23 protein-coding genes are annotated in these 24,902 nt (G+C 69.5%); 11 read left to right on the forward strand and 12 right to left on the reverse strand.

The genetic code is table 11. The annotated features are described in order from the left end of the window. The first annotated feature begins 13 nt into the window (after positions 1-13). Both ABTV10_RS10455 and ABTV10_RS10460 read left to right on the forward strand, forming a co-directional pair. Positions 14-799 carry a lipase family protein gene (locus ABTV10_RS10455; RefSeq protein ID WP_499034550.1) on the forward strand — a complete coding sequence of 262 codons (786 nt, stop codon included), beginning with the start codon at positions 14-16 and terminating at the stop codon, positions 797-799. Positions 800-955: 156 nt separating this feature from the next. Beyond that, positions 956-2,134, forward strand: a complete 1,179-nt coding sequence (locus tag ABTV10_RS10460) for an acetyl-CoA C-acyltransferase (RefSeq protein ID WP_499034552.1) — start codon at positions 956-958, stop codon at positions 2,132-2,134. Positions 2,135-2,198: 64 nt separating this feature from the next. Here ABTV10_RS10460 and ABTV10_RS10465 read toward each other — a convergent pair whose 3' ends face one another. Then, positions 2,199-2,936, reverse strand: coding sequence for a LysR substrate-binding domain-containing protein (locus tag ABTV10_RS10465; protein WP_499034554.1), 738 nt, complete (start codon positions 2,934-2,936; stop codon positions 2,199-2,201). A 73-nt stretch (positions 2,937-3,009) separates the two neighbouring features. Between ABTV10_RS10465 and ABTV10_RS10470 the strand changes: the two genes are divergently transcribed. Continuing rightward, the gene (locus tag ABTV10_RS10470) at positions 3,010-3,441 is read left to right on the forward strand and encodes a DUF5997 family protein (protein WP_433612384.1); all 432 of its coding nucleotides are present in this window, start codon (positions 3,010-3,012) and stop codon (positions 3,439-3,441) included. Between the two features lie 63 nt (positions 3,442-3,504). Here the strand turns inward: ABTV10_RS10470 and ABTV10_RS10475 are convergent, their stop codons facing one another. The 4 genes from ABTV10_RS10475 to ABTV10_RS10490 all read right to left on the reverse strand — a co-directional run bounded on the left by ABTV10_RS10475 (position 3,505) and on the right by ABTV10_RS10490 (position 8,764). Next, positions 3,505-3,975: a hypothetical protein gene (locus ABTV10_RS10475; protein ID WP_499034557.1), complete on the reverse strand. Its 471-nt coding sequence runs from the start codon at positions 3,973-3,975 to the stop codon at positions 3,505-3,507. Between the two features lie 43 nt (positions 3,976-4,018). Further along, positions 4,019-6,538 carry a DEAD/DEAH box helicase gene (locus ABTV10_RS10480; RefSeq protein ID WP_499034559.1) on the reverse strand — a complete coding sequence of 840 codons (2,520 nt, stop codon included), beginning with the start codon at positions 6,536-6,538 and terminating at the stop codon, positions 4,019-4,021. 61 nt (positions 6,539-6,599) lie between these two features. Beyond that, entirely contained in the window at positions 6,600-7,637 is a 1,038-nt protein-coding gene (locus ABTV10_RS10485) for an alpha/beta fold hydrolase (protein WP_499034561.1), read from the reverse strand. Between the two features lie 179 nt (positions 7,638-7,816). Further along, positions 7,817-8,764: a proteasome assembly chaperone family protein gene (locus tag ABTV10_RS10490; RefSeq protein ID WP_499034562.1), complete on the reverse strand. Its 948-nt coding sequence runs from the start codon at positions 8,762-8,764 to the stop codon at positions 7,817-7,819. A 317-nt stretch (positions 8,765-9,081) separates the two neighbouring features. On the opposite strand from ABTV10_RS10490, the gene ABTV10_RS10495 reads away from it, so the two are divergent. Both ABTV10_RS10495 and ABTV10_RS10500 read left to right on the forward strand, forming a co-directional pair. Next, positions 9,082-9,777 carry a DUF5642 family protein gene (locus ABTV10_RS10495; protein WP_499034564.1) on the forward strand — a complete coding sequence of 232 codons (696 nt, stop codon included), beginning with the start codon at positions 9,082-9,084 and terminating at the stop codon, positions 9,775-9,777. Positions 9,778-9,929: 152 nt separating this feature from the next. Then, on the forward strand, positions 9,930-11,090 hold the full coding sequence (locus tag ABTV10_RS10500) for a DUF4192 domain-containing protein (protein ID WP_499034566.1): 1,161 nt from the start codon (positions 9,930-9,932) through the stop codon (positions 11,088-11,090). Here the strand turns inward: ABTV10_RS10500 and galE are convergent. Continuing rightward, the gene (galE, locus tag ABTV10_RS10505) at positions 11,070-12,065 is read right to left on the reverse strand and encodes a UDP-glucose 4-epimerase GalE (RefSeq protein ID WP_499034568.1); all 996 of its coding nucleotides are present in this window, start codon (positions 12,063-12,065) and stop codon (positions 11,070-11,072) included. The genes ABTV10_RS10500 and galE overlap by 21 nt on opposite strands. A 40-nt stretch (positions 12,066-12,105) precedes the next feature. Continuing rightward, positions 12,106-12,792: an iron-dependent transcriptional repressor DtxR gene (locus ABTV10_RS10510; RefSeq protein ID WP_433612400.1), complete on the reverse strand. Its 687-nt coding sequence runs from the start codon at positions 12,790-12,792 to the stop codon at positions 12,106-12,108. Positions 12,793-12,943: 151 nt separating this feature from the next. Between ABTV10_RS10510 and ABTV10_RS10515 the strand changes: the two genes are divergently transcribed. Together ABTV10_RS10515 and ABTV10_RS10520 are read left to right on the forward strand one after the other, a co-directional pair. Further along, positions 12,944-14,218, forward strand: a complete 1,275-nt coding sequence (locus ABTV10_RS10515; protein WP_433612402.1) for an acetoin utilization protein AcuC — start codon at positions 12,944-12,946, stop codon at positions 14,216-14,218. Beyond that, a complete protein-coding gene (locus tag ABTV10_RS10520) occupies positions 14,211-16,898 on the forward strand; it encodes a bifunctional acetate--CoA ligase family protein/GNAT family N-acetyltransferase (RefSeq protein WP_499034570.1) in 2,688 nt (895 codons plus the stop codon). Before ABTV10_RS10515 ends, ABTV10_RS10520 begins: the two co-directional genes overlap by 8 nt. Before the next feature lie 106 nt (positions 16,899-17,004). On the opposite strand, the gene ABTV10_RS10525 is transcribed toward ABTV10_RS10520, so the two are convergent. The 3 genes from ABTV10_RS10525 to ABTV10_RS10535 all read right to left on the reverse strand — a co-directional run bounded on the left by ABTV10_RS10525 (position 17,005) and on the right by ABTV10_RS10535 (position 20,008). After that, entirely contained in the window at positions 17,005-17,973 is a 969-nt protein-coding gene (locus ABTV10_RS10525; protein WP_499034571.1) for a sigma-70 family RNA polymerase sigma factor, read from the reverse strand. A 152-nt stretch (positions 17,974-18,125) separates the two neighbouring features. After that, the gene (locus tag ABTV10_RS10530) at positions 18,126-19,604 is read right to left on the reverse strand and encodes a DUF7782 domain-containing protein (protein WP_499034573.1); all 1,479 of its coding nucleotides are present in this window, start codon (positions 19,602-19,604) and stop codon (positions 18,126-18,128) included. Between the two features lie 47 nt (positions 19,605-19,651). Beyond that, entirely contained in the window at positions 19,652-20,008 is a 357-nt protein-coding gene (locus tag ABTV10_RS10535; RefSeq protein WP_433612410.1) for a DUF3099 domain-containing protein, read from the reverse strand. Between the two features lie 59 nt (positions 20,009-20,067). Here ABTV10_RS10535 and ABTV10_RS10540 point away from each other — a divergent pair, with 59 nt between their 5' ends. Next, positions 20,068-20,304, forward strand: a complete 237-nt coding sequence (locus ABTV10_RS10540; protein WP_430332189.1) for a DUF3039 domain-containing protein — start codon at positions 20,068-20,070, stop codon at positions 20,302-20,304. On the opposite strand, the gene ABTV10_RS10545 is transcribed toward ABTV10_RS10540, so the two are convergent. Next, positions 20,277-21,404 (reverse strand): YihY/virulence factor BrkB family protein, encoded by a 1,128-nt coding sequence (locus ABTV10_RS10545; RefSeq protein WP_499034574.1) that lies wholly within the window; start codon positions 21,402-21,404, stop codon positions 20,277-20,279. The genes ABTV10_RS10540 and ABTV10_RS10545 overlap by 28 nt on opposite strands. Positions 21,405-21,680: 276 nt before the next feature. Between ABTV10_RS10545 and ABTV10_RS10550 the strand changes: the two genes are divergently transcribed. Beyond that, a complete protein-coding gene (locus ABTV10_RS10550) occupies positions 21,681-23,417 on the forward strand; it encodes a DEAD/DEAH box helicase (RefSeq protein WP_499034575.1) in 1,737 nt (578 codons plus the stop codon). A 114-nt stretch (positions 23,418-23,531) separates the two neighbouring features. Here ABTV10_RS10550 and ABTV10_RS10555 read toward each other — a convergent pair whose 3' ends face one another. Beyond that, positions 23,532-23,735 carry a DUF7455 domain-containing protein gene (locus ABTV10_RS10555; protein ID WP_430332192.1) on the reverse strand — a complete coding sequence of 68 codons (204 nt, stop codon included), beginning with the start codon at positions 23,733-23,735 and terminating at the stop codon, positions 23,532-23,534. Between the two features lie 250 nt (positions 23,736-23,985). Here ABTV10_RS10555 and ABTV10_RS10560 point away from each other — a divergent pair, with 250 nt between their 5' ends. Both ABTV10_RS10560 and ABTV10_RS10565 read left to right on the forward strand, forming a co-directional pair. Further along, complete coding sequence (locus ABTV10_RS10560) at positions 23,986-24,342, forward strand: DUF952 domain-containing protein (RefSeq protein ID WP_499034576.1); 357 nt, start codon at positions 23,986-23,988, stop codon at positions 24,340-24,342. Between the two features lie 62 nt (positions 24,343-24,404). Beyond that, the gene (locus ABTV10_RS10565) at positions 24,405-24,887 is read left to right on the forward strand and encodes a cation:proton antiporter regulatory subunit (RefSeq protein WP_433612418.1); all 483 of its coding nucleotides are present in this window, start codon (positions 24,405-24,407) and stop codon (positions 24,885-24,887) included. Positions 24,888-24,902 lie beyond the last annotated feature (15 nt).

The following is a 24,902-nucleotide window of genomic DNA, read 5'->3' on the forward strand; positions in this document are numbered from 1 at the left end:
ACGAGGAGGCGAGATGCCGATGGACACCGTGGTCGCTGCTGGATGGGGTCCGTTCGTCCAAGCGGCCTACGACCAGTTCTACGCCGCCCCGCGAGTGGTCAATCCGGCGTCGATGTCGCTGCCGGCGGGCTTCTCGCTCGTCCGCACGATCCAGATGACCGACGTGTCGGGATCGACTCCCGTGTTCTTCGGGTTCCTCGCGGCCGGTGGGACACCGAGCATCCAGGTGATCGCACTGCGCGGCACCGCGACCGTCGCCGAGTGGGTGGACGACCTGCACTGGGCTCCGGTCCCGTTCACACAGGTGAGCGGCGGCGGGAAGGTGGCCGAGGGCTTCCTCGACCTCTACGACACCATTGCCACGATGCAACCGGGACAGCCCGTGGTCTCCCTCGGAACAGGGGAGCTCGTCTCGGCGATCGACCCGGCCGTGCCGCTGGTCGTCACCGGTCACAGCCTCGGTGGCGCCCTGTCGACGCTTCTCGTTGCAGACCTCGCGGCGAACTCGGCGCTGAAGCCCCAGGCGTGGACGTTCGCAGCACCGAAAGTGGGCGATGCGAACTTCGCGGCGCGATACGGGGAACTCAGTACCGTGTCGTGGCGGATCTACAACGTCGTCGATCCGGTCCCGTACTTTCCCCGCGACCCCGTCGACGACTACCAGCACGTCAACACCGGCTATGCGATCGAGTCGCTGACCTATGCCCGGTGGAGCCTCGGCTGCGCGCATTCTCTGAACACGTACCTGTACGGGCTGTCGCCCGGGACCGTGACGCTGCAGCCGGCTTGTCGCACGTGACCCGATATCTCGAGGATCCGGCGTGGGCCGGGTCTACGCCGGTGCTGACCGAGACATCGATCGTTGTAGGTGCGAAGATTCAGGGGTGTGCGAGCCGCGTCACGTTCGGTGGGCGTGCTCGCGCCGGATCGATCAGAGATGAAGGAGTGAGCTGGCTTGAGCACCAGTGTCATCATTGCGGGGGCACGGACCCCGATCGGCAAGCTGTCGGGGGCATTCGCCTCCCTGACCGCGGTGGACCTCGGCGCGCACGCCATCGCGGCGGCGGTCGAGCGGGCCGGGGTGGGTACCGACGGCGTCGACGCCGTCGTGATGGGGACCGTCGTGCAGGCCGGCGTCGGCCCGAACCCGGCCCGCCAGGCGGCGGTCGGGGCGGGTCTGCCGATGACCGTGCCGGCAACCACCGTCAACAACCTGTGCCTGTCCGGCCTCGAGGCGATCATGCAGGCCGATCGGCTGATCGCCACCGGTGCCGCCGACGTCGTGGTTGCAGGCGGCATGGAGTCGATGACCGCAGCGCCCTACGTGGTGCGCGGCGCCCGTCAGGGGCTGAAGTACGGCTCGACCGGTTTCGAGGACGCGCTGGACCGCGACGCGCTGACGTGCGCGTTCGACGGCATCTCGATGGGTGCCTCCACCGAGCGCTACCAGGCTGGGGAGAACATCACCCGCGCGGAGCAGGACGAGTTCGCCGCCCGCTCGCACCGCCTCGCCGCCGCGGCGACCGAGTCCGGCGCGTTCGCCGCCGAGATCGCGCCGGTCGAAATCTCCTCCCGCAAGGGCACCGTCACGGTGTCGGAGGACGAGGGCATCCGCGCGCAGACCACCGTGGAGTCGCTCGGAAAGCTGCGTCCGGCGTTCGCAAAGGACGGCACTATCACCGCGGGCGCGTCCTCGCAGCTGTCGGACGGCGCGGCGGCCGTCGTCGTGATGCGCAAGGAACTCGCGATCGAGCGCGGCATCGAGTGGCTCGCCGAGATCCGCTCGCACGCCCTCGTTGCGGGACCGGACACCTCGCTGCTGCACCAGCCTGCGAACGCGATCGAAGCCGCGCTGAAGCGTGACGGCGACACCACCGTCGCCGATCTCGACCTGCTGGAGATCAACGAGGCGTTCGCCGGTGTCGCGATCGCGTCCGTGCGGCAGCTCGGCGTCGACGCGGAGAAGGTCAACGTCAACGGCGGCGCGATCGCAGTGGGTCACCCGGTCGGCATGTCCGGCGCGCGAATCGCGCTGTCGCTGGCGCATTCGCTCAAGGCACGGGGCGGTGGCAAGGGCGCAGCCGCGCTGTGCGGCGGCGGCGGTCAGGGCATCGCCATGATCCTCGAGGTGTAACGACAGCTGCGTCGTCCGTGCGCGGTCGCCGAGTCGGTGGGCTCGGTGACCGCGCACGGCCGCATCAGCGCTTGCCGCGCCGCGCTTTCTGAGATTTTCGTGGTGGCGGCACCTTGCCCGCCTCCGCCCGGGCGGCGCGTCGGGCCGCCGCCTTCTGGGAGGCGGTGCGCTTGGGCGCCGGTTCGGGTGCCCCACGGCCACGAGAGCTGTTGACGCTGCGCCCGCGCACGATGCCGACGAACTCCTCCACCAGTTCGGTGGTGGCGGCGGCCGGCCAGGCCAAGGCGACGGGGGAGAGCGGGCCGTCCGTGACGGTGCGGTACGTCAGGTCCTTGCGGTGGTGCAGTCGGGCGAGGGACTGCGGCACCACCAGCACACCCACCCCGGCCGCAACGAGTTCGACCGCGTCGCCGGTGGTGTCCGGACGGTGCAGTGCCGGGGTGCCCGGTCGGACCGGCCATTCGAGCGTGTCGTCGTGCGGATGCAGCACGATCTCGTCCGCCAGATCGGCGGCGGCCACCTCGTCGGCGGCGGTGACCACGTGGTCCTTCGGGACCACGACCACCGGAATCTCCTCGTACAGCGCGATCATGCTCAGCCCGTCGTGCTCCACCGGCAGGCGCAGCAGCGCCGCGTCGGCGCGGTCCTCGCGCAGCGCGGCCGTCGCGTCGGCGGCATCGACCGCGACCAGTTGAAGCGGAGTGTCGGTGACGCGCTCACCCCAGATGCGGACCCACTTTGCGGGGGTGACACCGGGGACGTACGCGAGCCGGAACGGTCGGGATTCAGTAGCCTCGGTCACCCGGTCAGGCTACCCGCCACCCGTGGGGAGCCACCGGTGCGGCCGCGCGGGACGTGCTCGTTACCCTTGACGTATGACGTCGCAGAAGACCCCCCAGACGATGAAGCCGGCAACCGCCGCGAAGAAGCTGGGCGTGTACCTCCAGGCCACCCCCGCCGAGTTCCAGGACGGCGTGGTCTCGCGCGACGAGCTGAACGAATGGCAGACCAATCCGCCGGAGTGGCTCGTCGCTCTCCGCAAGGACGGTCCGCACCCGCGTCCGGTCGTCGCCGCCAAGCTCGGCGTGTCCATCGCGGGCCTGGCCCGTGGCGGCGTCAGCGAGGCGCTCACCACCGCAGAGATCGACGCGCTCCTCGCCGACCAGCCCGACTGGCTCGTCGCCGAGCGCGCCAGCCTCGTCGAGGTTCGCAAGGAGGAGAAGCGGATCAAGGAACTCCACGCCACCAAGCGCGAGGAGTCCAACCGCAAGCCGCGCAACGCGGGACCGTTCAAGCCGTCGAACTGACGTCCGTCGGGCTGTTGCTCCGAGTTGCACTCGGTCGGTGACGGAGCAACAGCCCGATGCACGTTAGGCAGGGGCTGGCTGCCACTGGTCGCGCAGCGTTCGTTCGCGCCCGAGCACCCGGGCCTGCGCAATCGTGCCGGCGACCGCGAGCACCATATACAGCGCGTACCACCACCAGTCGTGAGCGACTGTCGCGGTGAGTGTTTCCTCGTCGAAGTCGGCGGTGTCGAGGGTGCCGACGAGCAGCATCACGCCGCCGACGACGGCGACCGCGCCGCCGAGCGCGCTGACCACGACGAGCAGCACCGCCGGCAGGTTCACCATCAGCGTCAGTGCCGCCAGCACCACACCGAGGACGACACCGACGGCGATGACCACCCAATTCCACATCACCCCGACCGCGGCCATGGCCGCCGTGCCGAGAGCGAATCCGACCGACGCCATCGTCAGCGTCACCGCTACCGCGTAGTACAGGTAGGCCAGGACGGAGAAGAGCACGGCGAGGAGGATCCCGACGATCACGATGTCCGGCATGCGAAGACAGTACCGACTGGATGGTGCTTGCTCCGGCTAACGCTCAGCCCTCGGCCACCTCGAACTCGTCGAAGATCACCTCGCCGGCCGCGTCGGACTCGGCGAGGTTGACCTCGCCGAGCAGTGCCCAGCCGTGGTCGCCGTTCGGGTCCTCGAGGACCTGCCGGACCCGCCACAGCGTCGGCTCGACCGTGACCTGGAACAGCAGCGGGCCGCGGGCCGACGGGCCGGTCCCGATCTCGTCGTACTCGTCGAAGTACAACTCCAACAGGTCGGCCCAGTCGTCGGCGTCGAGGCCGTCGCCCAGGCCGGCGAGCTCGTCCCACCGCTGCCGGGACGCGAGTTCGACGCGCCGGAACATCGCGTTGCGGACCATCACCTTGAAGGCGCGGGTGTTCGCGGTGATCGGCCGCGGCGTGTCGGCGCCGAACGCGACCTGCTGGTCGTCGGACTCGACACCCGGGTTGGTGAGCTGCTCCCACTCGTCGAGCAGGCTCGAATCCACCTGGCGGATCAGCTCACCCAGCCACTCGGTGAGGTCCTCGAGCTCCTCGGTCCGGGCCTCGGCCGGAACCGTCTGCCGCAGCGCGCGATACGCGTCGGCGAGATAGCGCAGCACCAGACCCTCGGAGCGGGCGAGGCCGTAGTGGCTGACCAGCTCCGCGAACGTCATGGACCGCTCCACCATGTCGCGCACGACGGACTTGGGGGAGAGGGCGAACTCGTTCATCCACGGATGACCCGCACGGTAGGTCTCGAATGCGGGGAACAGCAGGTCCGCCAACGGTTTCGGCCAGGTGATCTCCTCGAGCAGCTCCATGCGCTCCTCGTACTCGATGCCGTCGGCCTTCATCTCGGCCACCGCCTCACCGCGCGCCGCGTGCTGCTGCGCCATGAGGATCTGCCGCGGATCGTCGAGCGTCGATTCGATGATCGACACGACGTCGAGTGCGTAGCTGGGAGATTCGGGGTCGAGCAGTTCGAGCGAGGCCAGCGCGAACGGCGACAGCGGTTGGTTGAGTGCGAAGTCGCGCTGTAGGTCCACCGTCAGCCTGGCCATGCGGCCGTACTCGTCGGGCTCGTCGAGTTGCTGGACGATCCCGGCCTGCAACAGGCCCCGGTACAGGCGGATCGCCTTGAGGATGTGTCGCCGCTGCGCGGGTCGCGGCTCGTGGTTGTCCTCGAGTAGGTGCCGCATCGCCTGGAAACAGTTGCCGGGCCGGGCGATCACGTTGAGCAGCATCGAATTGCTCACCGAGAACCGAGAGGTGAGCGGTTCGGGCGACGCGACGATCAGCTTGTCGAACGTGCCCTCGCCCCACGACACGAAGCCCTCAGGCGGCTTCTTGCGCTGCACCTTCCGCCGCTTCTTCGGGTCGTCTCCGGCCTTCGCGAGCGCCCGCACGTTCTCGATCTCGTGCTCGGGGGCCTGCACGACCACCGTGCCCATGGTGTCGTAGCCGGCGCGACCGGCGCGGCCGGCGATCTGGTGGAACTCGCGGGCCCGCAGCTGACGGGTGCGGGTGCCGTCGAACTTCGTCAGGCCGGTCAGCAGGACCGTGCGGATCGGCACGTTGATGCCGACGCCGAGGGTGTCGGTGCCGCAGATCACCTTGAGCAGGCCGTCCTGGGCGAGCCGCTCGATGAGGCGCCGGTACTTCGGCAGCATGCCGGCGTGGTGGACGCCGATGCCGTGACGGACGAGGCGCGACAGTGTCTTTCCGAATCCGGTGGTGAACCGGAACGCGCCGATCGCCTCGGCGATTGCGTCCTTCTCGGCGCGACTGCACAGGTTGACACTCGTCAGCGCCTGCGCGCGTTCGAGCGCTGCGGCCTGCGTGAAGTGCACGACGTACACCGGGGCCTGGTGAGTGGTGACGAGTTCCTCGATCTCCTCGCCGATCGGGGTCTGCGAGTACGAGAAGTGCAGCGGCACCGGGCGTTCGGAGCCCGACACCTCGGTCGTCGGACGTCCGGTCCGGCGGGTGAGGTCGTCTCGCAGGTGCGTGACGTCGCCGAGCGTCGCCGACATCAGCAGGAACTGGGCCTGCGGCAGCTCGATCAGCGGCACCTGCCACGCCCAACCCCGATCCGGTTCGGAGTAGAAGTGGAACTCGTCCATCACGACCTGGCCGATGTCGGAGCCAGCCCCCTCGCGCAGCGCGAGATTCGCGACGATCTCCGCGGTGGCGCAGATGATCGGCGCCGACGAGTTCACCGACGCGTCGCCGGTCATCATCCCGACGTTGTCCGCCCCGAAGACGTCGCACAGCGCGAAGAACTTCTCGCTGACCAGCGCCTTGATGGGTGCGGTGTAGAAGGTGCGGCGACCCTCGGCGAGCGCGAAGAAGTGCGCGCCCAGCGCGACCATCGACTTGCCGGAGCCGGTGGGAGTGGCCAGGATGACGTTCGCCCCGGAGACCAGCTCCATGAGCGCCTCCTCCTGCGCCGGGTACAGCTGCAGGCCGCGATCGCTCGTCCACGACGTGAAGGTGTCGAACAGGGCGTCGGCATCGGCGCCGTCGGGGTCGACGGACTCGGGAAGCAGATCGGGAAGCAGCACCGTTACAGGCTAGAGCCTCGCTGAGACACACCGGCATTCCGGACCCGAGGCGCGGTGGTCGTCACGTGGCGCTGCGCTCGTCCGACCCCATCGCGTCGAGCACCGCCATGCGGGTCTCGGGCGCCCCCGAGATGGCACCCTCGCCGACACCGTTCATCAGCAGGTTGCGCCAGCGGATCTCGTCGAACTCGAGCGGCGCGGTCGACGTGAGGAAGTTCTCGACGACCGTCAGGAAGCGGAGCGGATCGTCCCGGAACGGGAAGTGCCCGGCGTTCTCGAAGATCTCGAGGCGCGCGCCCGGCATGGCCGAGTGTGCGAGGTGGGCGTGGCTGATCGGGATCACCGAGTCGCGTTCACCCCAGATCAGCTGCACCGGAAGGTTCTCGGTGAGATAGCAGCGGTCGAGCATGGTCACCACCTGGCCGCGCCAGTCGACAACCGATCGCAGCGTGCGCAGGTACGCCTCGTACGCGGTGGGATCGGGCAACTCGCCGAGCACCCGGACCAGATCCGGGGTGTCGTGCAGCATCGTGCCGGGGCGCAGCGGCGAGCCGTGGACCCGCGCGACCACCTCGCCGACCGCGCGGACCGCAGTCATCGCGCCGGGCACGCGCAGCAGTTTGAGGGCCTCGTTGACCACCGGCATCGTGATGAGCCGCAGCAGCGGGTGGACATCCTTCGTCACCCCGCCCGCGGACACCAGCACCAGACGGTCGACCATGTGCGGGAACTGGTACGCGAACTGCATGGCGACGCCGCCGCCCAGCGAATGCCCGACCACCGTGACCTTGTCGATGCCCAGCACCGACAGCAGATCCCGCATGCCGTTGGCGTACGCGGCCACCGAGTAGTCGGCTCGGGGCTTGTCCGACCGGCCGTGGCCCAGGAGATCGGGCGCGACGACCGTGTAGTTCTGCGCGAGGTGCGGGATGATCTCGCTCCAGGTCGACGAGTTGTCCCCGATGCCGTGCAGCAGGAGTACGGCGGGCCCCTCGCCGGCTATCCGGAACGCGCGCCGGTACCCGTGGATGGTCCGGAATGCGAGCCGCGGCTCGGTGTCGGGCACCGGGCGGAGCATGCGCGTGCGAGAGTCGCTCATATCGCCTCCTGAAGCCGCTGCCCAGCAGGTGAGCACCGCTCAGATGTGATCGTCCGAGTATATCCGTGTACCGAGAGAGTAAATGCCATATTTGTCGTAAGCATGACATCGGATAACGGATAGGTTTCGCCGTCGACCATACCTGGACAGACGACCAAATGACCGGCCGATCGACGAACTCAGTCGTCCTTTTCGTCCCGGTGGTCGTCGTCGATCTGGGCCTGTTCGGCCAGGAACCGTTCGAACTCCGCGCCCAGTTCCTCGCCGCTCGGCAGGTCGTCGTCGGTGGCGAGGAGCGTCGACTGCTGTTCCTGCGCGGCGACGTACGAGTCGTATTGGTTCTCGAGCGCGCGCACCACGGCCTGGACCTCCTCGTTGGCTGCGATGTGCTCGTCGATCTGCTCGCGCACGCGCGCCGACGCCTCGCCCAGTGCGGCCAGCGGCAGCTCGAGATCGGCGATTTCCATGACGTTCTCGAGCAGCGTCTCCGCGGCGGCGGGGTAGTCGGTCTGCGCCAGGTAGTGCGGAACGTGCACGGAGAATCCCACCGACTCGTGGCCGTGCTGACTCATCCGCAACTCCAGAAGCGACGACGCGCTTCCCGGCACCTGCAGTTCACCCGACCAGCGGTGGTGGTCCTTGATCAGTTCCTTGTTGGTCGAGTGCGCCGTCACACTCAGTGGACGGGTGTGCGGGATCGCCATCGGAATCGCGTTGATGCCGACGGTCCGGCGAACCCCCAGCTGCTCGGCCAGCAGGCGTACCGCCGTGGTGAACCGCTCCCAGCGCAGATCCGGCTCCATGCCGGCCAGCAACAGGAACGGAGTCCCGGTGGTATCGCGGAGGGCATACAGATTCAGCTCCGGCGCCTCGAAGTCGGAGAAGTGGTCGGCCTTGAACGTCATCGTGGGCCGTCGCGACCGGTAGTCGATCAGCTCGTCCACCGCGAACGACGCGACGAGTTCGGACTCCAGGCTCTCGCGCAGATGCTTGGTGGCCAGCTTCACGGCATGCCCGGCATCGGAGAATCCCTCGAGGCCGTGAACCAGGACCGGGCCCAGGCCGTCGGAGGAGGACAGATGCGGTGCCGGGAACTCCAGCTCGTACATCTTCGACTGCTCGTCCATGACGGCTCCTTTTCCTTCGAACGGTGCTTCCAGTGTCCCTCACCACCTCCCGCGCACCGAAAACGGGAGGAGTGGACACGTCCTCCGGCGCCGACCAAGATCACCGGACGGCGTCCTGCGAACATCAACATCCGGTGGCCGCCGTCGATTCCCGAAGGTCGCGACGCGGGCGGCGACAGCTCGGCGTGACGACTCCGCCCGGACGTCTCCCGGGTCGCTGATGGAGTTCCGGGTGGGCCGGTTGCGGGGTGTATCCCGAGGCGCGTGTGTCACGCTGTCGGGTGGACCGGAACGGTCGTACGGCAGGAGGCCCGGGTATGTCGCTGCGGACGCGCGTCGCGCCCCGTCTGGTGCTCGGATCGGCGCTGCTCGGCGCCGGTGCATTCGTCGTCGGATGCGCCACGGCGGTGGACGGCGCGGCGCATCCCGTCGATGCCCACCCAGCCGGCTCACGCCCCCTCGACGAGATGCTCCTCGAGCCGTCCGCGTTCCCGCCGCGGTATCCGGCGGTCGTCCTCCCGCCGCAGGCGGTGTCGCAGGCCGCGCCCGATCTGACCGGCATCGCGCCGGGTGCGCGGGTCGAACCGGCGGGATGCAAGCCGCCCACCCAGGACTACGGCCCCGACGGCACCGCGATGGTCGTCGGAACCGACAACACGAATCGGTCGACGATCACGATCGAACTGGTCCGGGTGGACACCCCGCTGTCCGAGTTCGGGGCGCAGATCGTCGACTGCCCCGAGGTGACCGCCACGCGGAACGGGGTCGAGGCCGTCGTGCGCACCGCCCTCACCCCGCCGCCGCAGATCGACGGCGACGAGACGCTCGCGCTCCGCCGATCGGTGAGCTCCGGCCAGGGGGAGCAGGCCGTGACGCAGTCGATGGTGTCGCTCATCGCGCAGATCGACGGCGTGCGCGTGCAGGCGACGGCGATGTCGTTCGGGGACGTCACCGATCCCGCGGTGCTCGGTGCACTCTTCGCATCGGCGGTCGAGAAGGTGCGGGCGGGATGAAGCGGCGAACCTAGCAGGGGCCTCCGACGCCGACGGGTGCCGGAACGGATCCGCCGGCGTGGTTGTGCACAGCCTCGGGTGCCATCCACAGGTTCGTGGAAGTCGCTGGTCGCGCGGGACTCGGTCACCGGAGCGCGAGGCAGGGTCGACGCATGACGACATCAGCCTTCCCACACAACTCGCCCTTTCCCTCCAGCCCGCAGGACGGGACAGGATTCGGCACCCGCTGCGCCGTGCGGATATCCGATCCCGGCACGCTGATCAGCTCGGTGCCGGCGCTGCTCGGGTTCCATCCCCGTCGCTCCCTCGTGGCGATCTGCCTGGCCGGGACCAAGGTCGGGGCCGTGATGCGGCACGACCTGGTCCTCGACGAACCCGGTCGCGCGGGCGGGGTGATGGACCTGGTCCTCGAACAGTTCGCCGCGGTCGCGGAGCGGGAAGGCGCCGACCGCATGCTCGCGGTCGTCGTCGACGACCGGATCCCGCCCCGTGCCCGTCCCGCGGATCTCGCCGGGCACGTGGCCGTCGTGGAGCGATTCCGGGACTTGTTGGACCGCAGTGCGATCGAGCTGTCCGCAGCGCACGTTTGTTCCCGGATCCAGGCGGGAGCGCCGTGGCAGGACCTCGACGGCGCCAATCACGGAATCCTTCCCGATCCCACGGCATCCGCGGTCGCGGCGGCCCAGGTCCTCGAAGGTTGGGCGATCCGCGGCTCCCGGGAGGAACTCGAGGCAGTGCTCGATCCCGCCTCGCCCGACGTGCAGGAGCGGATCGCCGACCTGATCGACGCCGCGCGCGACGACAGCACGCGCGGCGTCGCGCGCACCCGCGCGGCCGCCGACCCGGAGCGGGCCGACCGTGAGGGGCTCGAGTACGTCCTGACGCGGATCGCGCAGCACGACTCGGGAGAGGAGATCTCCGCGGAGGAATGTGTCGAATTGGCTCTCGCACTCGAGAACCTCACCATCCGCGACTCGCTTCTCGCACTGTCGGCAGGGGTGCATGCCGGTGCGGCCGAGCAGATGTGGGTGCATCTGGCCCGGAGCCTGCCCGACCCCGAACGCGCCGAGCCGCTCGCGCTGCTCGGGTACAGCGCATACCTGCGCGGCGACGGGCCCATGGCCGGTGTCGCGCTGTGCGCCGCGCTCACCGCCGACCCGTGTCACCGGCTGGCGGGCCTGCTCGACGACGCACTCCAGGCAGGGGTCAGACCCGCCGCACTCCGAGACCTCGCGGCGGTCGGACACCGGATCGCGAACGATCTCGGGGTGCAGTTGCCGCCGCTCGGCCCGCTACCGCTTGGCGGCGTGTGACCGATCGCCGAGAGCCTGCAGGTACGTCCACGCGTCGGCGACGATCTCGTCGAGGTCGGTGTGCGCCGGGCGCCAACCCAACTCGGCGATCGCCCGGTCGCTCGACGCGATGAGAACGGCCGGATCGCCGGCGCGGCGGGGTGCGTCCTCGGCGGCGATGGGCAGCCCCGTCACACGCTCGCATGCCGAAATGACTTCACGGACAGTGAATCCGGCGCCGCTGCCGAGGTTGTAGATCTTGTGACGGCCCGGCTCGGACGACTCGAGTGCGAGCAGATGGGCCTCGGCAAGATCCAGCACATGGATGTAGTCGCGGACCGCGGTGCCGTCCTTGGTCGGCCAGTCGGTGCCGAACACCGAGATCTTCTCGCGCTGCCCCAGCGCGACCTGGAGCACGAGAGGGATGAGATGCGTTTCCACGACACGGTTCTCACCCGCGCCCTTGTACGCGCCCGCGACGTTGAAGTAGCGCAGGCTGGTCGCCGCGAGCGAGTGCGCATTCGCGTAGGAGGTGATCGCATGGTCGATCGCCAGCTTGGTGGCGCCGTACGGATTCGTGGGCCGGGTCGGATCGTCCTCGGTGATCGGAGTCCGCTCGGGCTCACCGTAGGTCGCGGCCGTCGACGAGAACACCAGACGCGGCGTGCCGGACACGCGCATCGCCTCGAGCAGCGCCAGCGTGGTGACCACGTTGCCCTGCCAGTACTGCTCGGGCTTCTCGACCGACTCGCCGACCAGGGACTGCGCGGCGAAGTGCAGCACACCGTCGAAACGCGGTGCGCCGTCGCCGGACCCGAGGACGGATCCGGCGACGGCGGCGATGTCACCCTCGACGAACTCGGCACCCGCGGGCACCGCGTCGGCGTTACCGGTCGACAGGTCGTCGACAACGACGACCTCGTGGCCCCGCTCGAGCAGGACAGTGCTGCACACGCTGCCGACGTAGCCGGCGCCGCCGGTAACCAGAAGTCTCACCGCTTGTCTCCTCACCCGCCGAATCCGGCGGAGCGAGGCGTCAGACCTGCTTCACCTGGACGGCGTGGGCCATTTCCTCGGGAAGTTCGAATTCGTCGTGGCCGGAGACGGTGATCGTCACCGATCCGGGCCGGGTCTCGACTGTAACCCGAGCATCGGGGACCACGCCCGCCTCGCGGAGCTGGCCGATCAGTTCGGGGTCGGACTGCACGTGCTCGGCGAGTCGGCGAACCACGACGGCCGTCGGCTTGCCCGCGGGGACGTCCGTGAGCCGGATCAGCGTCTCCGCGTTGGTGGACGGGCGATCGAGACCCAATTCGGACAGACCCGGGATGGGGTTTCCGTACGGGGACGTCGTGGGATTGTTCAGCACCTCGACGAGGCGTCGCTCGACGTCCTCGCTCATCACGTGCTCCCACCGGCACGCCTCGGCGTGCACCTGGTCCCAGTCGAGCCCGATGATGTCGACGAGCAGACGCTCGGCGAGGCGATGCTTGCGCATCACCGAGACCGCGAGGCTGCGGCCCTTCTCTGTGAGCTCCAGATGGCGATCGCCGGCCACCTGGAGCAGCCCGTCACGTTCCATGCGAGCAACTGTCTGGCTCACCGTCGGCCCGCTCTGATCGAGCCGTTCGGCGATCCGTGCGCGGAGCGGGACAACGCCCTCTTCTTCCAAGTCGTAGATCGTCCGGAGATACATCTCCGTGGTGTCGACCAGATCCTTCACTCTCACACCCCTTCGTCTGGAGAGATTCTACCGGGCAAACCGCATTCAGGGTTCCGGTCGGGCGTTCCGCGCGTTCCCGGCGGAGACCGCCTGATCGGCGCCTCCCGACGGCGCCTCGCGCGGGGGGCGCCGCGGGAAGTAACTTGAGTCCATGACCGCGCCGACAGGTCCCGCCCCGGGCATCCGAGCTTCCGGTACCAACCGCGTCGTGGTGTGGAGTCCGGACTACCTCAGCTACCGGTGGAGTCCGCAGCATCCGATGAACCCGACCCGGCTCGAGCTGACGATGGATCTCGCGCGCGGCCTCGGACTCGTCGAGGGCGCGGAGCTGATCCGCCCCGAGTCGGCACCCGACGCCGAGTTGCTCCGCATTCACACCCCGGCCTACATCGACGCGGTGAAACGCGCCGGTTCCCCGGCGGAGGGCGGCCTGCCCGCCGAGATCGAGACTCGACACGGGCTGGGCACTGACGACAACCCGGTGTTCCCGCGCATGCACGAGGCCAGCGCGATCCTCGCCGGCGGCACGCTCGCCGCGGCGAAGGAGATCGCGTCGGGCCGCGCGCGCCGCGCCGTCAGCATCGGTGGCGGGATGCATCACGCCATGGCGGACTGGGCGTCGGGCTTCTGCGTCTACAACGACGCGGCGATCGCGATCTCCTGGTTGCTCGACAACGGATTCGACCGCATCGCCTACATCGACATCGACGCCCATCACGGTGACGGCGTGCAGCACGCGTTCATCGGCGATCCCCGGGTTCTCACGGTGTCCATCCATCAGCATCCGGCGACGCTCTGGCCGAACACCGGATGGTCGAGCGAGGTCGGGGCGGGCGCGGCCGAAGGCACCGCGATCAACCTCCCGGTGCTCCCGGGAACCTCCGATGCGTTGTGGCTGAGGGGATTCCACGCGGTGGTGCCCGCGGCGATCGCGGCGTTCCGGCCGCAGATCGTCGTCAGCCAGTGCGGTGCCGACAACCATCGCGAGGACCCGCTGGCGGACCTCGCGCTCACCGTCGACGGGCAGCGCGCGGCATACCTGGCGATGCGGGACCTCGCGGACCGGTACGCGGAGGGCCGCTGGCTCGCCGTCGGCGGCGGCGGGTACGGGTTGGTGCGGGTGGTGCCGCGATCGTGGACCCACCTGATCGCGGCGGCCCTCGATCGCGAGATCGACCCCGCCACCGCGACACCCGAGTCCTGGTGCGAGAAGGCGCACATGATCGCTCCCAGCGTCGACATCCCGGTGACAATGGGGGAGGGCGGCGACACGTCGTACCTGCGCTGGGACGGACCCGGCGGCACGCCGGAGACCGGGGTGGCGTCGATGGATCGGGCGCTGACCCGAATCGACTCGGCCATCATCGCGACCCGCCGTGCCACGTTCCCACTGCTCGGACTCGATCCGGAGGACCCCCGTGACTGACGGCAGCACCAAGGAAGCCGATCTCGACCGCGCGCGCAACTTCCCGCGTCACTGGCTGGCCGACGTCCTCGCCTCCGACGGCGGGGTCGTACACCTGAGGCCGATCGTGCCGGAGGACGCGGACAAACTCGTGGAGTTCCACGGCAAGCTGTCCGAGCGCACCCGTTACCTGCGTTACTTCGGTCCCTACCCGACGATGTCGAAGCGCGACATCGTCAACTTCACCACCGTGGACCACCACAACCGGGTCGCGTTCGTGGCGATCCTCGGCGACGAGATCATCGCCGTCGGGCGGTACGAGCGACTGCTCGACGTAGGCGACGGGCGCTCGGCGGAGGTCGCGTTCGTCGTCGCGGACGCCCACCAGGGCCGGGGCCTCGGGCCGATCCTGCTCGAGCATCTCGCCGGCGCGGCCGCCGAGAACGGGCTGAACATGTTCGTCGCCGAGGTCCTGGCCGAGAACCGCAACATGGTCTCGGTGTTCCGGGAGGCCGGCTACCAGGTCAGCCGCAGCTTCGATGGTGGCGTGCTGCGCCTCGAGTTCGCGATCGACCCCACCGAAGCGCTTCTGTCCGTTCGGAATTCACGGGAGCGGGCGGCTGAGGCGCGCAGCGTGCGCAACGTGCTCAGCCCGCGTTCGGTCGCGGTCATCGGCGCCTCCACCGACAGTTCCAAGGTCGGCAACGCGGTGCTGGTGAACCTGCTGCGCGGCAACTTCTCCGGACCGGTGTACCCGGTCAACGCCGAGCACCGGTCGGTCCGCGGCGTCCGCGCCTACCCGACGGTCCGCGACATTCCCGACGACGTCGACCTCGCGGTGGTCGCCGTCCCCGCCGAGTCCATCGACGCCGTGCTCGACGACTGCCTCGCCAAGGGCGTCAAGGCGCTGGTCGTGGTCTCCGCAGGCTTCAGCGAGTCGGGCCCGCACGGCCGCGACTCCGAACGCCGCCTCGTCCACGCGGCCCGCGCCCACGGGATGCGGCTCATCGGCCCCAACGCGCTCGGTGTCGCCAACAACGACGTCGCGGTGTCCCTCAACGCGACCCTGGCGCCCGTGCTGCCCACGCCCGGCAAGGTGGGGTTCTTCTGCCAGTCGGGCGCACTGGGCATCGCGATCCTCGACCAGGCCGCCAAGCGGAAGCTGGGCCTGTCGACGTTCGTCTCGGCCGGCAACCGCGCCGACGTCTCCGGCAACGACCTGCTGCAGTACTGGGACACCGATCCCGAGACCGAGGTGGTGCTGCTCTACCTGGAGAGCTTCGGCAATCCCCGCAAGTTCTCCCGGATCGCCCGCCGGGTGGCCCGCAACAAGCCGATCGTCGCCGTCAAGAGCGGCCGGCATGCGGTGCCGCCCGCGCTCGCCGCGACCGGCGTCGAGATGGACGACTCGATCGTGCGCGCGCTGTTCGAGCAGGCCGGCGTCGTGCAGGTGGGGTCGATCTCGCAACTCTTCGACTGCGCGATGCTGTTCGGATACCAGCCGCTGCCTGCCGGGCCGCGGGTGGCGGTGATCGGCAACTCCACCGCCCTCGGCGTACTGGCCACCGACGCGGCCCGCCGCGAGGGCCTGCAGGTGGGGGAGCCGGTGGACCTCGGTGCGCAGGCCACCCCGGAGGTGTTCGCCGACGCGGTGTCGACGGCCCTCGCGTCGTTCGACGTCGACGCCGTGATCGCGGTGTTCGCGCCGCCCGTCGCCGTTCCCGTCGAGCCGTACGCGCGGGCCCTGCGCGAGGCGGTGGTCGACGCCGACAAGCCGATCCTCACCACCTTCCTCGCGACCGAGGGCATCCCCGATGTGCTGGCGGTGCGCGGCCCCGACGGGCATCCGACGCGAGGCTCGGTGCCGTCGTTCCCCGGACCGGAACGTGCGGCGCTGGCCCTCGCGCGGGCCTGGCGGTACGCCGCGTGGCGCGGCCGGCCGGTGTCGAAGGTGGTGCGCCCCAACGGTATCGACCCGGACCGGGCGCGGCAGATGGTCGAGGGCTGGCTCGGAGAGTCCAACGGCCGCTGGCTGTCCGACTTCGAGGCGTCGCAGCTGCTCGAGTGCTACGGCATCCACGTCGTCGAGTTCCGCGCCGCCACCACCGAGGACGAGGCGGTCGAAGCGGCGACCGAGCTGGGCTACCCGGTGGCGGTCAAGGCGACCGGCGAGTTGTGGCGGCACCGACCCGACCTGAGCGGTGTCCGGCTCGACCTGCTCGGACCCGACGCGGTGCGCGTCGCCTACCGGGACCTGGCGACGGCGTCCGGTGAGCCGCTGCTGCACGTGCAGAGGATGGCGACCAAGGGCATCGGCTGTGTCGTCGGGGTCCAGGACGACCCGTCGTTCGGTTCGCTGATCTCCTTCGGTCTGGCCGGGGTGATCTCGGATCTGCTCGGCGACCGCGCCTACCGGGTGCTGCCGCTGACCGAGGATGAGGCGGCCGAACTGATCGATGCGCCCAAAGCGGCCCCGCTCCTGTCCGGGTACCGCAGCGCGGTTCCGGTCAACAAGAAGGCCCTCGTCGACCTCGTGCAGCGGGTGTCGGCGCTGGCCGACGACCTCCCGGAGGTGCGCTCACTCGCATGTGAGCCGGTGCTGGCGTCCTCGGCAGGGGCGCAGATCACCGACGCCCGGGTGCGGATCGGACCCGAGCCGAGCATGGCCGACATGGGCCCCCGCCGCTTGCGCGAGTGGTGAGCCCGCACCCGAACGACCTACCGGGCGCCGAAACGTGAAAAGCCCGGCCGGAGGCGGATCCCGAGGGGGAGGGACCCGCTTCCGGCCGGGCGGCCAGGGTGGTCGGTCAGCTGGCGTAGGCCCGCAGGCGGTCGGCGCGCTCGCCCTGACGGAGCTTGCCCATGACCTCGCGCTCGATCTGGCGCACGCGCTCCCGCGAGAGGCCGAACAGCTTGCCGATCTGGTCCAGGGTGCGCGGCTGGCCGTCGTCGAGACCGTAGCGCAGGCGGATCACCTGCTGCTCGCGCTCGTCCAGCGTCGCGAGCACGCTGCGGACGTCGCTGTGGAGCAGACCCGCGATCACCGCGTTCTCCGCCGAGGTGGCCTCGGAATCCTCGATGAAGTCGCCGAGCGGGGCCTCCTCGTCGTTGCCGACGGGCATGTCCAGGCTCACCGGGTCACGGCTGTGGTCCAGCAGATCGGCGATCTTGTGCTCCGGGATGCCCGACTCCTGCGACAGCTCCTCGTCGGTGGCCTCGCGGCCCAGCTGCTGGTGCAGCTCCCGCTTGATCCGGGCCAGCTTGTTGACCTGCTCGACGAGATGGACGGGCAGCCGGATCGTGCGGCTCTGATCCGCCATGCCGCGGGTGATGGCCTGACGGATCCACCACGTGGCATACGTCGAGAACTTGAAGCCCTTGGCGTAGTCGAACTTCTCCATTGCGCGGATCAGTCCGAGGTTGCCCTCCTGGATCAGGTCCAGCAGCGGCATCCCACGACCGGTGTAGCGCTTCGCGAGCGACACGACGAGACGCAGGTTGGCCTCGAGCAGATGGCGCCGGGCGGCCTCGCCGTCACGCACGATCGTCGTCAGATCACGCTTCTTCACTGCCGAGAGACGCTTCTTGGTCTCCAGCACGTGAGCCGCGTACAGCCCAGCCTCGATCCGCCGCGCCAGATCCACCTCGTCGGCAGCGGTCAGCAGGGCGGTGCGGCCGATCCCGTTCAGGTAGACGCGAACGAGATCCGCAGCCGGGCTCTGGCCGTCCAGATCCGAGTCGGTGATGCGGGGTCGAGTGGTGCTGGGGCTTGTCATGACGGGCCTCCTCGTCGGGGTGTCTCATATGCCTCAACGCTCCGACGACCCGGGAAAGTTCCCGAGAGAATTCGACCCGATGGTCCGTGACCTGCGGATTCCCGCCGGTGCCCCTGAGAAGTTCCTGAGAAGCTGCGAGGCGGGAACGCGTGTCAGGCCGGCGCGATCACACCGTGCCGCACCAGAGAATGGACCAGCGGCACCGCTGTCGCCGCGAGCGTGTCCTCGTCCTCGTCGTGGGCGAACGCGAGGAGCGTGACGAGTTCTTCCAACGGCAACCCGTCCTCGCGCATTCCCGCGAGCAGCGCCGCGGCGAGGTCGTCGACCTCGTGCTGCCACTGCGGGCCGTTGCCGCGGTGCACCCGCGCCACCACCTGACGCCAACCGTCCTCGCCCGGCAGGTACACCCGTTCGAGCGCCGTCTCGGGCTGCACCACGAACCGCGCCGAGAGGACGTCGTGCTCGCGCAGCCACGCCAGGCGCTCGAAGTACGCGAGAGCCTCGTCACCGAGCGGGTCGTCGAAGCCGTGGCGCAGGTCCTCGCACAGGATGTCCGACGGTGCATCCGTCCGACGCAGGTACACGAACCCGAACCCGACGCCCTCGACGTCGGCCTCCTCGAGATGGTCGAGCCACGCGTGCGCCCGCGCCGACGTGGCGGGATCGCGCGGATCGGCGCCGCCGTCACGCAGCCACGTCCCGACGTACAACGCGGGATCGGCGACGTCGCGCTGGACGATCCACGCGTCGATGCCGTGCGCCGGCAGCCACGACGCGACCCGATGGCGCCAGTCCTCACCCTCGACGTGCAACCACGACGCCAGGAGCGCGGCCGTCCCGCCGGGATTGAGGTAGTCGGCGGCGTGGGAGATCATCAGCTCGCTCGCCCCGTCCAGGTCGAGGCCGGAATCGCGGTAGCTGTGCGTCACCCGGGCCTCCCCGACGACGAACGGGGGATTCGCCACCACCCGGTCGAAACGACGGCCCTCGACCGGTTCGAACCACGAGCCCTCGCGGATCTCGAAATCGAGCCCGTTGAGCGCCGCGGTGGCCGCGGTCAGCGTGAGCGCGCGCGGGTTGATGTCCGTCACGGTGACCGTGCCCGCGTAGTCGGCGGCGCGGATCGCCTGGATTCCACAGCCGGTACCGACGTCGAGGACGGTGCCGACCGGGCTGGTCGGGGTTCCCCGCAGCAACGACAAAGATGCCTGCCCGACCCCGATGACGTGGTCGTCGGCGGTGGGGCGGGGGCGCATCGAGCCGTCCAGGTCCGACACCACCCACCGGTTGCCGGCGCCCAGGTCGAGGGGGCGCAGGTCCAGTTCGGCGCGCACCGTGTCGCCGGTGCGCGAGAGCAGCCCCGCGGCGACGGCGTCGTCGAGGCTGACGGGCTTCAGTGCCGCCGCGATGTCGTCCGCGGGACAGTCGTCGCCCAGGAGGAACAGGCGGATCAGCTGGCCGAGGTCTCCGCCGTCCGCGGTCGCGCGGCGGGCGGGAACGGGCTCGTGCCGTCCGAGTGCGGCGTGGGCGTCGACGCCGAGAAGATCGACGATCGAGTCGGTGTCGTACCGGGCGCGGGTCAGCGCCTCGCGCAGCGGGCCGCAGATGGACAGCAGGAGGTCTCGGTTCACCCCAGCATTGTTGCAGCCTTCGGCGCCGGATCACCCGTGCCCGCGGGTCACCCCTCGATGGTGCGGTGCCGCCGGGATTCGAGGGCCCGGGCCGCGTCGCGGTGGTCGTACCTGCTGGGTTCGTCCTTCGACCGCGGCGGTCGGTCGTTCGCGATGAGCACCGCGATCCACGGCAACGGAATGGACAAAGCGATGATGCCCACGGAGATCCAAGGATTACCGAATGCCCCGTATGCGATCGCGGCGAGAATCAGTGCCGGGATTCGGAACGACATGATCGTCAGGTACTTCTTCACTCGCGCCCGGTGCTGATCCTCGATCGACTGTGCAGCCTCGGTGATCAGTGCCGGGTTGCGGGGTGTGCCGCTCTCGGCGGACTCGCCGAACCCCGATGTTCTTGCCATACGTCCACTGTTGCACTCTCGGGCGGCAAATGCACACGCGAGTGCGGCATCATTGACCCGTGAGCACATTGACGAAGGAACGTCCCGACACCACCACCGACGAGACGACCGACGACGACACGCCCAAGTTCTTCCACTATGTGAAGAAGAACAAGATCGCGGAGAGCGCCGTGATGGGCACCCACGTCGTCGCGCTGTGCGGCGAGGTCTTCCCGGTCACGCGGTCCGCGAAGCCGGGCTCCCCGGTCTGCCCGGAATGCAAGAAGGTCTACGACGGGTTGCGCAAGGGCGACTGAATCGGGCGGGTCTCGTCCCCGTCGGTGGACGCGTTGCGCTGGCACGCGTCCACTTTGTCGTCTCCGTCGCCGTCTGCGGACTGTGACCGATCAGACGTGAATCGGATCGGTCCGGTCGCCAGCCGCCGGGTCAGAGTCGTCATCGGGCCCGCGTCCTCGGATGCGTCGACGGCCGCCTGCGCGGCGATCCAGTCCCGGACCTGCTCCATGCGGGTCGCCCGCGCCGGCCAGAACTCCTGGATGGTCGCGTTGAACTCGGCGCCGAGCACGATCGCGAATCCGAGGAAGAACGTGAACAACAGGAAGGCGATGGGCGTCGCCAGCGCGCCGTAGGTGTATCCGGTCCCGGTCACCCAGCTCAGGTACCACCGCAGGACCGTGCTGGCCGCCATGAAGAACACGCCGGCGACCAACGCCCCGCCCAACAGGCGGTGCCACGGCAGCGACTTGGGCAGGGCCGCCTTGTACAGCGTGGTCAGGCCGACGATGAGGAGCAGGCCGACGGCGGGGTAGTAGAAAGCGTCGACCATCTCGGTCCCGACCGCGTGCCACGACGCCGGCAGGACGCGGCCGATCATCGTCGGCCCCAGCGCGACCAGGGGAAGCGTGAATACGGCCAGGATCAGGAAGGTGACGTAGAGCAGCAGCGCGAAGACGCGCTGCCACACGGGGTGCCGGGCGTCCTTCTGGCCGTGTGCCTCGACGATCGAGTCGACGAACGTCGAGATGGCCGACGACCCCGCCCACAGCGACAGCAGGAAGCCGGCCGAGACGATCTCCGGGCGGCCCCGCCCGAGGACGTCGGTGACGGTCGGCTGGATGATCTGGTCGACGACGTTCTCGCTGAACGCGGTGTGGCTGAACGTGATGATCTTCGACTGGATGATCTCGACGGTGTTCGGGCCGAACCACCCGCCGACGTAGCCGAGGCTGCCGAGCAGCCCGAGCAGCAGCGGGGGCAGCGAGAGCGTCTGCCAGAACGCCGCGGTGGCCGACTTCCCGAAGATCGAATCGTTCCACGCCTTCACCGCGGTACGGCCGACCACCTGCCCGCACCGGCGTACCGGGCGGACTCTGGTGACGGTCGACGTCTTGCTCATGGTTCTTTCCAGGATTCCTGACGACACGCCGTCGTGCGCGGTGGGGCGCCGTCGTGTCGCGACCGATTGTGCCACCGCAGGTCATTCGCGCCCGGCCGGACGCCGGGCCCCCTGGACACCCCGGCGTGTCCGCGGCTGATGCGCGAGCGGTCGGTCCCGGGCGCTAGGCTCCTCGGGGGTCGTCGCCGGACATCGTGCCGGGTACGAGCGGCCGATTGCCCCGTCAGCGAAGCAAGGAGTGGGACCGACTGTGCGAAGCCTGTGGCGAGGTGCGATGTGAGCGCTGAACCCGGAAGTATCGAACGTGCACCTGCTCCCACCGGTTCCCTCCGAGCGTGGCAGCGCCGCGCACTGACGAAGTACCTGGCGACCAAGCCGCGCGATTTCCTCGCCGTCGCGACGCCGGGTGCCGGCAAGACCACGTTCGCGCTGCGGGTCGCCGCCGAGCTGCTGCAGGACCGCACGGTGGACCAGGTGACCGTGGTGGCGCCCACCGAGCACCTCAAGCACCAGTGGGCCGAGTCGGCGGCGCGCATCGGCATCGCGCTGGACTCGAACTTCTCGAACTCCACGGGCCAGACGTCGTCGGACTACCACGGTGTCGTCGTCACGTATGCCCAGGTCGCGTCGCATCCGTTCAAGCATCGGGCTCGGACCGAGGCGCGCCGGACGCTCGTCATCCTCGACGAGATCCACCACGGCGGTGACGCGAAGAGCTGGGGCGACGCGATCCGAGAGGCGTACGGCGACGCGACCCGTCGCCTCGCCCTCACCGGAACGCCGTTCCGCAGCGACGACAGCCCGATCCCGTTCGTGACGTACGAACCCGACAACGAGGGTCACCAGCGCTCGAAGGCGGACCACACGTACGGCTACTCCGATGCCCTCGCCGACGGCGTCGTCCGCCCCGTCGTGTTCCTGGCGTACTCGGGTGAGGCGCGGTGGCGCAACAGCGCCGGCGAAGAGTTCGCGGCACGTCTCGGCGAGCCCCTGAGCGCCGAGCAGACGGCGCGGGCATGGCGCACCGCCCTCGACCCTGCCGGCGACTGGATTCCGTCCGTCCTCACGGCCGCGAACACCCGGCTGGGCCAGCTGCGTGCCGGCGGTATGCCCGACGCGGGCGGCCTGGTGATCGCCACCGACCAGACCGTGGCTCGGGCCTACGCCAAGCAGCTCGAGACGATCACCGGCGAGGCGCCCGCCGTGATCCTCTCCGACGATCCCACCGCGTCCAAGCGCATCGCGGAGTTCTCCAAGAGCACGCAACCGTGGATGGTTGCCGTGCGCATGGTGTCCGAGGGCGTCGACGTGCCGCGGCTCGCTGTCGGCGTCTACGCCACCAGCGCGTCGACGCCGCTGTTCTTCGCGCAGGCCATCGGGCGTTTCGTGCGTCTGCGGACGAAGGGGGAGACGGCGAGCGTGTTCCTGCCGTCGGTCCCGGTGCTCCTCGACCTCGCGAGCCAGCTCGAGGCGCAGCGCGACCACATCCTCGGCAAGCCGCACCGTGAGAAGGACGGTCTCGACGACGACCTGCTCGCCGACGCGAACAAGCAGAAGGATGAACCCGGTGAGGAGGAGAAGGCGTTCGTCTCGCTGGGCGCCGACGCCGAACTCGACCAGGTGATCTACGACGGTTCGTCGTTCGGCACCGCGACCTTCGCCGGGTCCGACGAGGAGGCCGACTATCTCGGTCTGCCCGGCCTGCTCGACGCCGATCAGATGCGGGCGCTGCTCCGGCAGCGGCAGCAGAAGCAGCTCGACAAGCCGGCCGCCGAGCCCGAGCCGGTGCCTGTACCCGCGCCGCAGATGGTGACCGAGCGCGTCGCCGCCGCGGGCCAGCTGGCGAACCTGCGACGCGAGCTCAACTCGCTCGTCGCGATGCACCATCACCGGACCGGCAAGCCGCACGGTGTCATCCACGGCGAGCTGCGCCGGGTCTGCGGTGGGCCGCCCACCGCGATCGCGACCGTCGACCAGCTCACCGACCGCATCGCGATGCTGCGCCAGTGGTGAGCCGTCCTGATGAGGACCGCCAGGCTTCGGAAACGCCGAAGCGGGCGACCACCGTGGTGGCCGCCCGCTTCGGGAACTGGGGACGGACGGGAGTCCGCCCGGAGGGCTGACGCGTCAGATCGTCGCCGCAGATGATTCCGAATCGCTCACGATGGTCGCATTCATCTCACGAAGACGATCGGCATGCTCGTTGGCGTGATGCTGGCAGAAGAGAAGCTCTCCTCCGCTCGCGAGCACGGCGCGCACGCGGGCTCCTGCGCTGCACCGGTCGCACCGGTCGGCAGCGGTCAACGGGGGGCTGGTCAGGGTTCCGGGCATGACTCCTCCGAACTGGCTTCGGGTTCGCACCCGCCGCCTGGGGTCTTCCGCCGCGTCGGGGGTGACGCGGTAGGTCCACTCTGTCAGACGTTCGACTTGATCGGGTTGTTCCCGACATCGCCTCGGTGTGTTCTCTCTAACAGTGACCGCCCTGAACTCGGACAACGCGATTCGGGAGGGTTCTGTGTTCGCTGACAGCTGAGCGTCGGCCTAGTGTGTCGGGGCGACGACCGGCCGAAAAGGAGCCCCGATGACCGACCCCGAGCAGGTGCTGGTGCACATGTGCACCCGCGACGAGTGGGAGAACGCACAGCGCGTCGGGCAGCGGATTCCGGACGGGTTCGTCGCCGACGGATTCGTGCACCTGTCGACGCGCGGGCAGGTCCATCTGCCCGCCAACCGGCTGTTCGCGGGCCGTCGCGATCTGGTGCTTCTCCAACTGGATCCGAACCGGTTCGCCGCCGAGGTCCGGTGGGAGCCCGGCGTCCCGTCCGACCCGTCCTCGATGCTGTTCCCGCACCTGTACGGCCCGCTGCCGGTGGCCGCAGTCGTCGAGGTGACCGACTACCTGCCCGACGAGACCGGGGTGTTTCCGCCGATCGCGTGACACGTCGGCCGGGGAACGGGTGTTCGTGGTGACCCGTCGGTGCGTGGCGCTAACGTTGAGCCATGAACGTGGAAGTGACGCCGCTGCCCGGTATCGGAGTCCGCAAGGACTTCGCGCTGGCGACGGGTCGACGCATCGGGGTAGTCACGCACCGTGACGGCCGCACCGATCTCATCGTCTCCAAGCTCGACGATCCGGACGCCTGCATGGCGTCGATCCCGCTCGAATCGGACGAGGCGTCGGTGCTGGCGAACCTGCTCGGCGCCCCGCAGCTCGTCGCGCAGCTGCGCGAGGAGCACCGGGACCTGCCCGGCATCAGCACCCGTCAGCTGCCGATCGCCGAGAACTCCCCGTGGGACGGCCGGACCCTCGGCGAGACCGCGATGCGCACCCGTACCGGGGTGTCGGTGGTCGCTGTGATGCGGGCCGGTCAGGTCGCGCCGTCACCGAACCCCGACTTCACCTTCACCGAGGGCGACCTTCTGGTCGCGGTCGGCACCCACGAGGGCCTCGACCACGCCGCCAAGATCCTCGCGCACGGCTGATCGCGGCACGATCGA

The sequence above is a fragment of the Paraburkholderia sp. RHO2 genome, assembly GCF_050955445.1.
In the GTDB taxonomy this organism is placed as follows: Bacteria; Actinomycetota; Actinomycetes; order Mycobacteriales; family Mycobacteriaceae; genus Prescottella; species Prescottella agglutinans_A.

Bases quoted from the DNA above. Each gene is read 5' to 3' on its own strand.
- ABTV10_RS10470 (WP_433612384.1), top strand. From the start codon at position 3,010: ATGACGTCGCAGAAGACCCCCCAGACGATGAAGCCGGCAACCGCCGCG.
- ABTV10_RS10455 (WP_499034550.1), top strand. From the start codon at position 14: ATGCCGATGGACACCGTGGTCGCTGCTGGATGGGGTCCGTTCGTCCAA.
- ABTV10_RS10555 (WP_430332192.1), bottom strand. From the start codon at position 23,735: ATGCCCGGAACCCTGACCAGCCCCCCGTTGACCGCTGCCGACCGGTGC.
- ABTV10_RS10475 (WP_499034557.1), bottom strand. From the start codon at position 3,975: ATGCCGGACATCGTGATCGTCGGGATCCTCCTCGCCGTGCTCTTCTCC.
- ABTV10_RS10495 (WP_499034564.1), top strand. From the start codon at position 9,082: ATGTCGCTGCGGACGCGCGTCGCGCCCCGTCTGGTGCTCGGATCGGCG.
- ABTV10_RS10535 (WP_433612410.1), bottom strand. From the start codon at position 20,008: ATGGCAAGAACATCGGGGTTCGGCGAGTCCGCCGAGAGCGGCACACCC.
- ABTV10_RS10500 (WP_499034566.1), top strand. From the start codon at position 9,930: ATGACGACATCAGCCTTCCCACACAACTCGCCCTTTCCCTCCAGCCCG.
- ABTV10_RS10560 (WP_499034576.1), top strand. From the start codon at position 23,986: ATGACCGACCCCGAGCAGGTGCTGGTGCACATGTGCACCCGCGACGAG.
- ABTV10_RS10565 (WP_433612418.1), top strand. From the start codon at position 24,405: ATGAACGTGGAAGTGACGCCGCTGCCCGGTATCGGAGTCCGCAAGGAC.
- ABTV10_RS10490 (WP_499034562.1), bottom strand. From the start codon at position 8,764: ATGGACGAGCAGTCGAAGATGTACGAGCTGGAGTTCCCGGCACCGCAT.
- ABTV10_RS10485 (WP_499034561.1), bottom strand. From the start codon at position 7,637: ATGAGCGACTCTCGCACGCGCATGCTCCGCCCGGTGCCCGACACCGAG.
- ABTV10_RS10525 (WP_499034571.1), bottom strand. From the start codon at position 17,973: ATGACAAGCCCCAGCACCACTCGACCCCGCATCACCGACTCGGATCTG.
- ABTV10_RS10515 (WP_433612402.1), top strand. From the start codon at position 12,944: ATGACCGCGCCGACAGGTCCCGCCCCGGGCATCCGAGCTTCCGGTACC.
- ABTV10_RS10545 (WP_499034574.1), bottom strand. From the start codon at position 21,404: ATGAGCAAGACGTCGACCGTCACCAGAGTCCGCCCGGTACGCCGGTGC.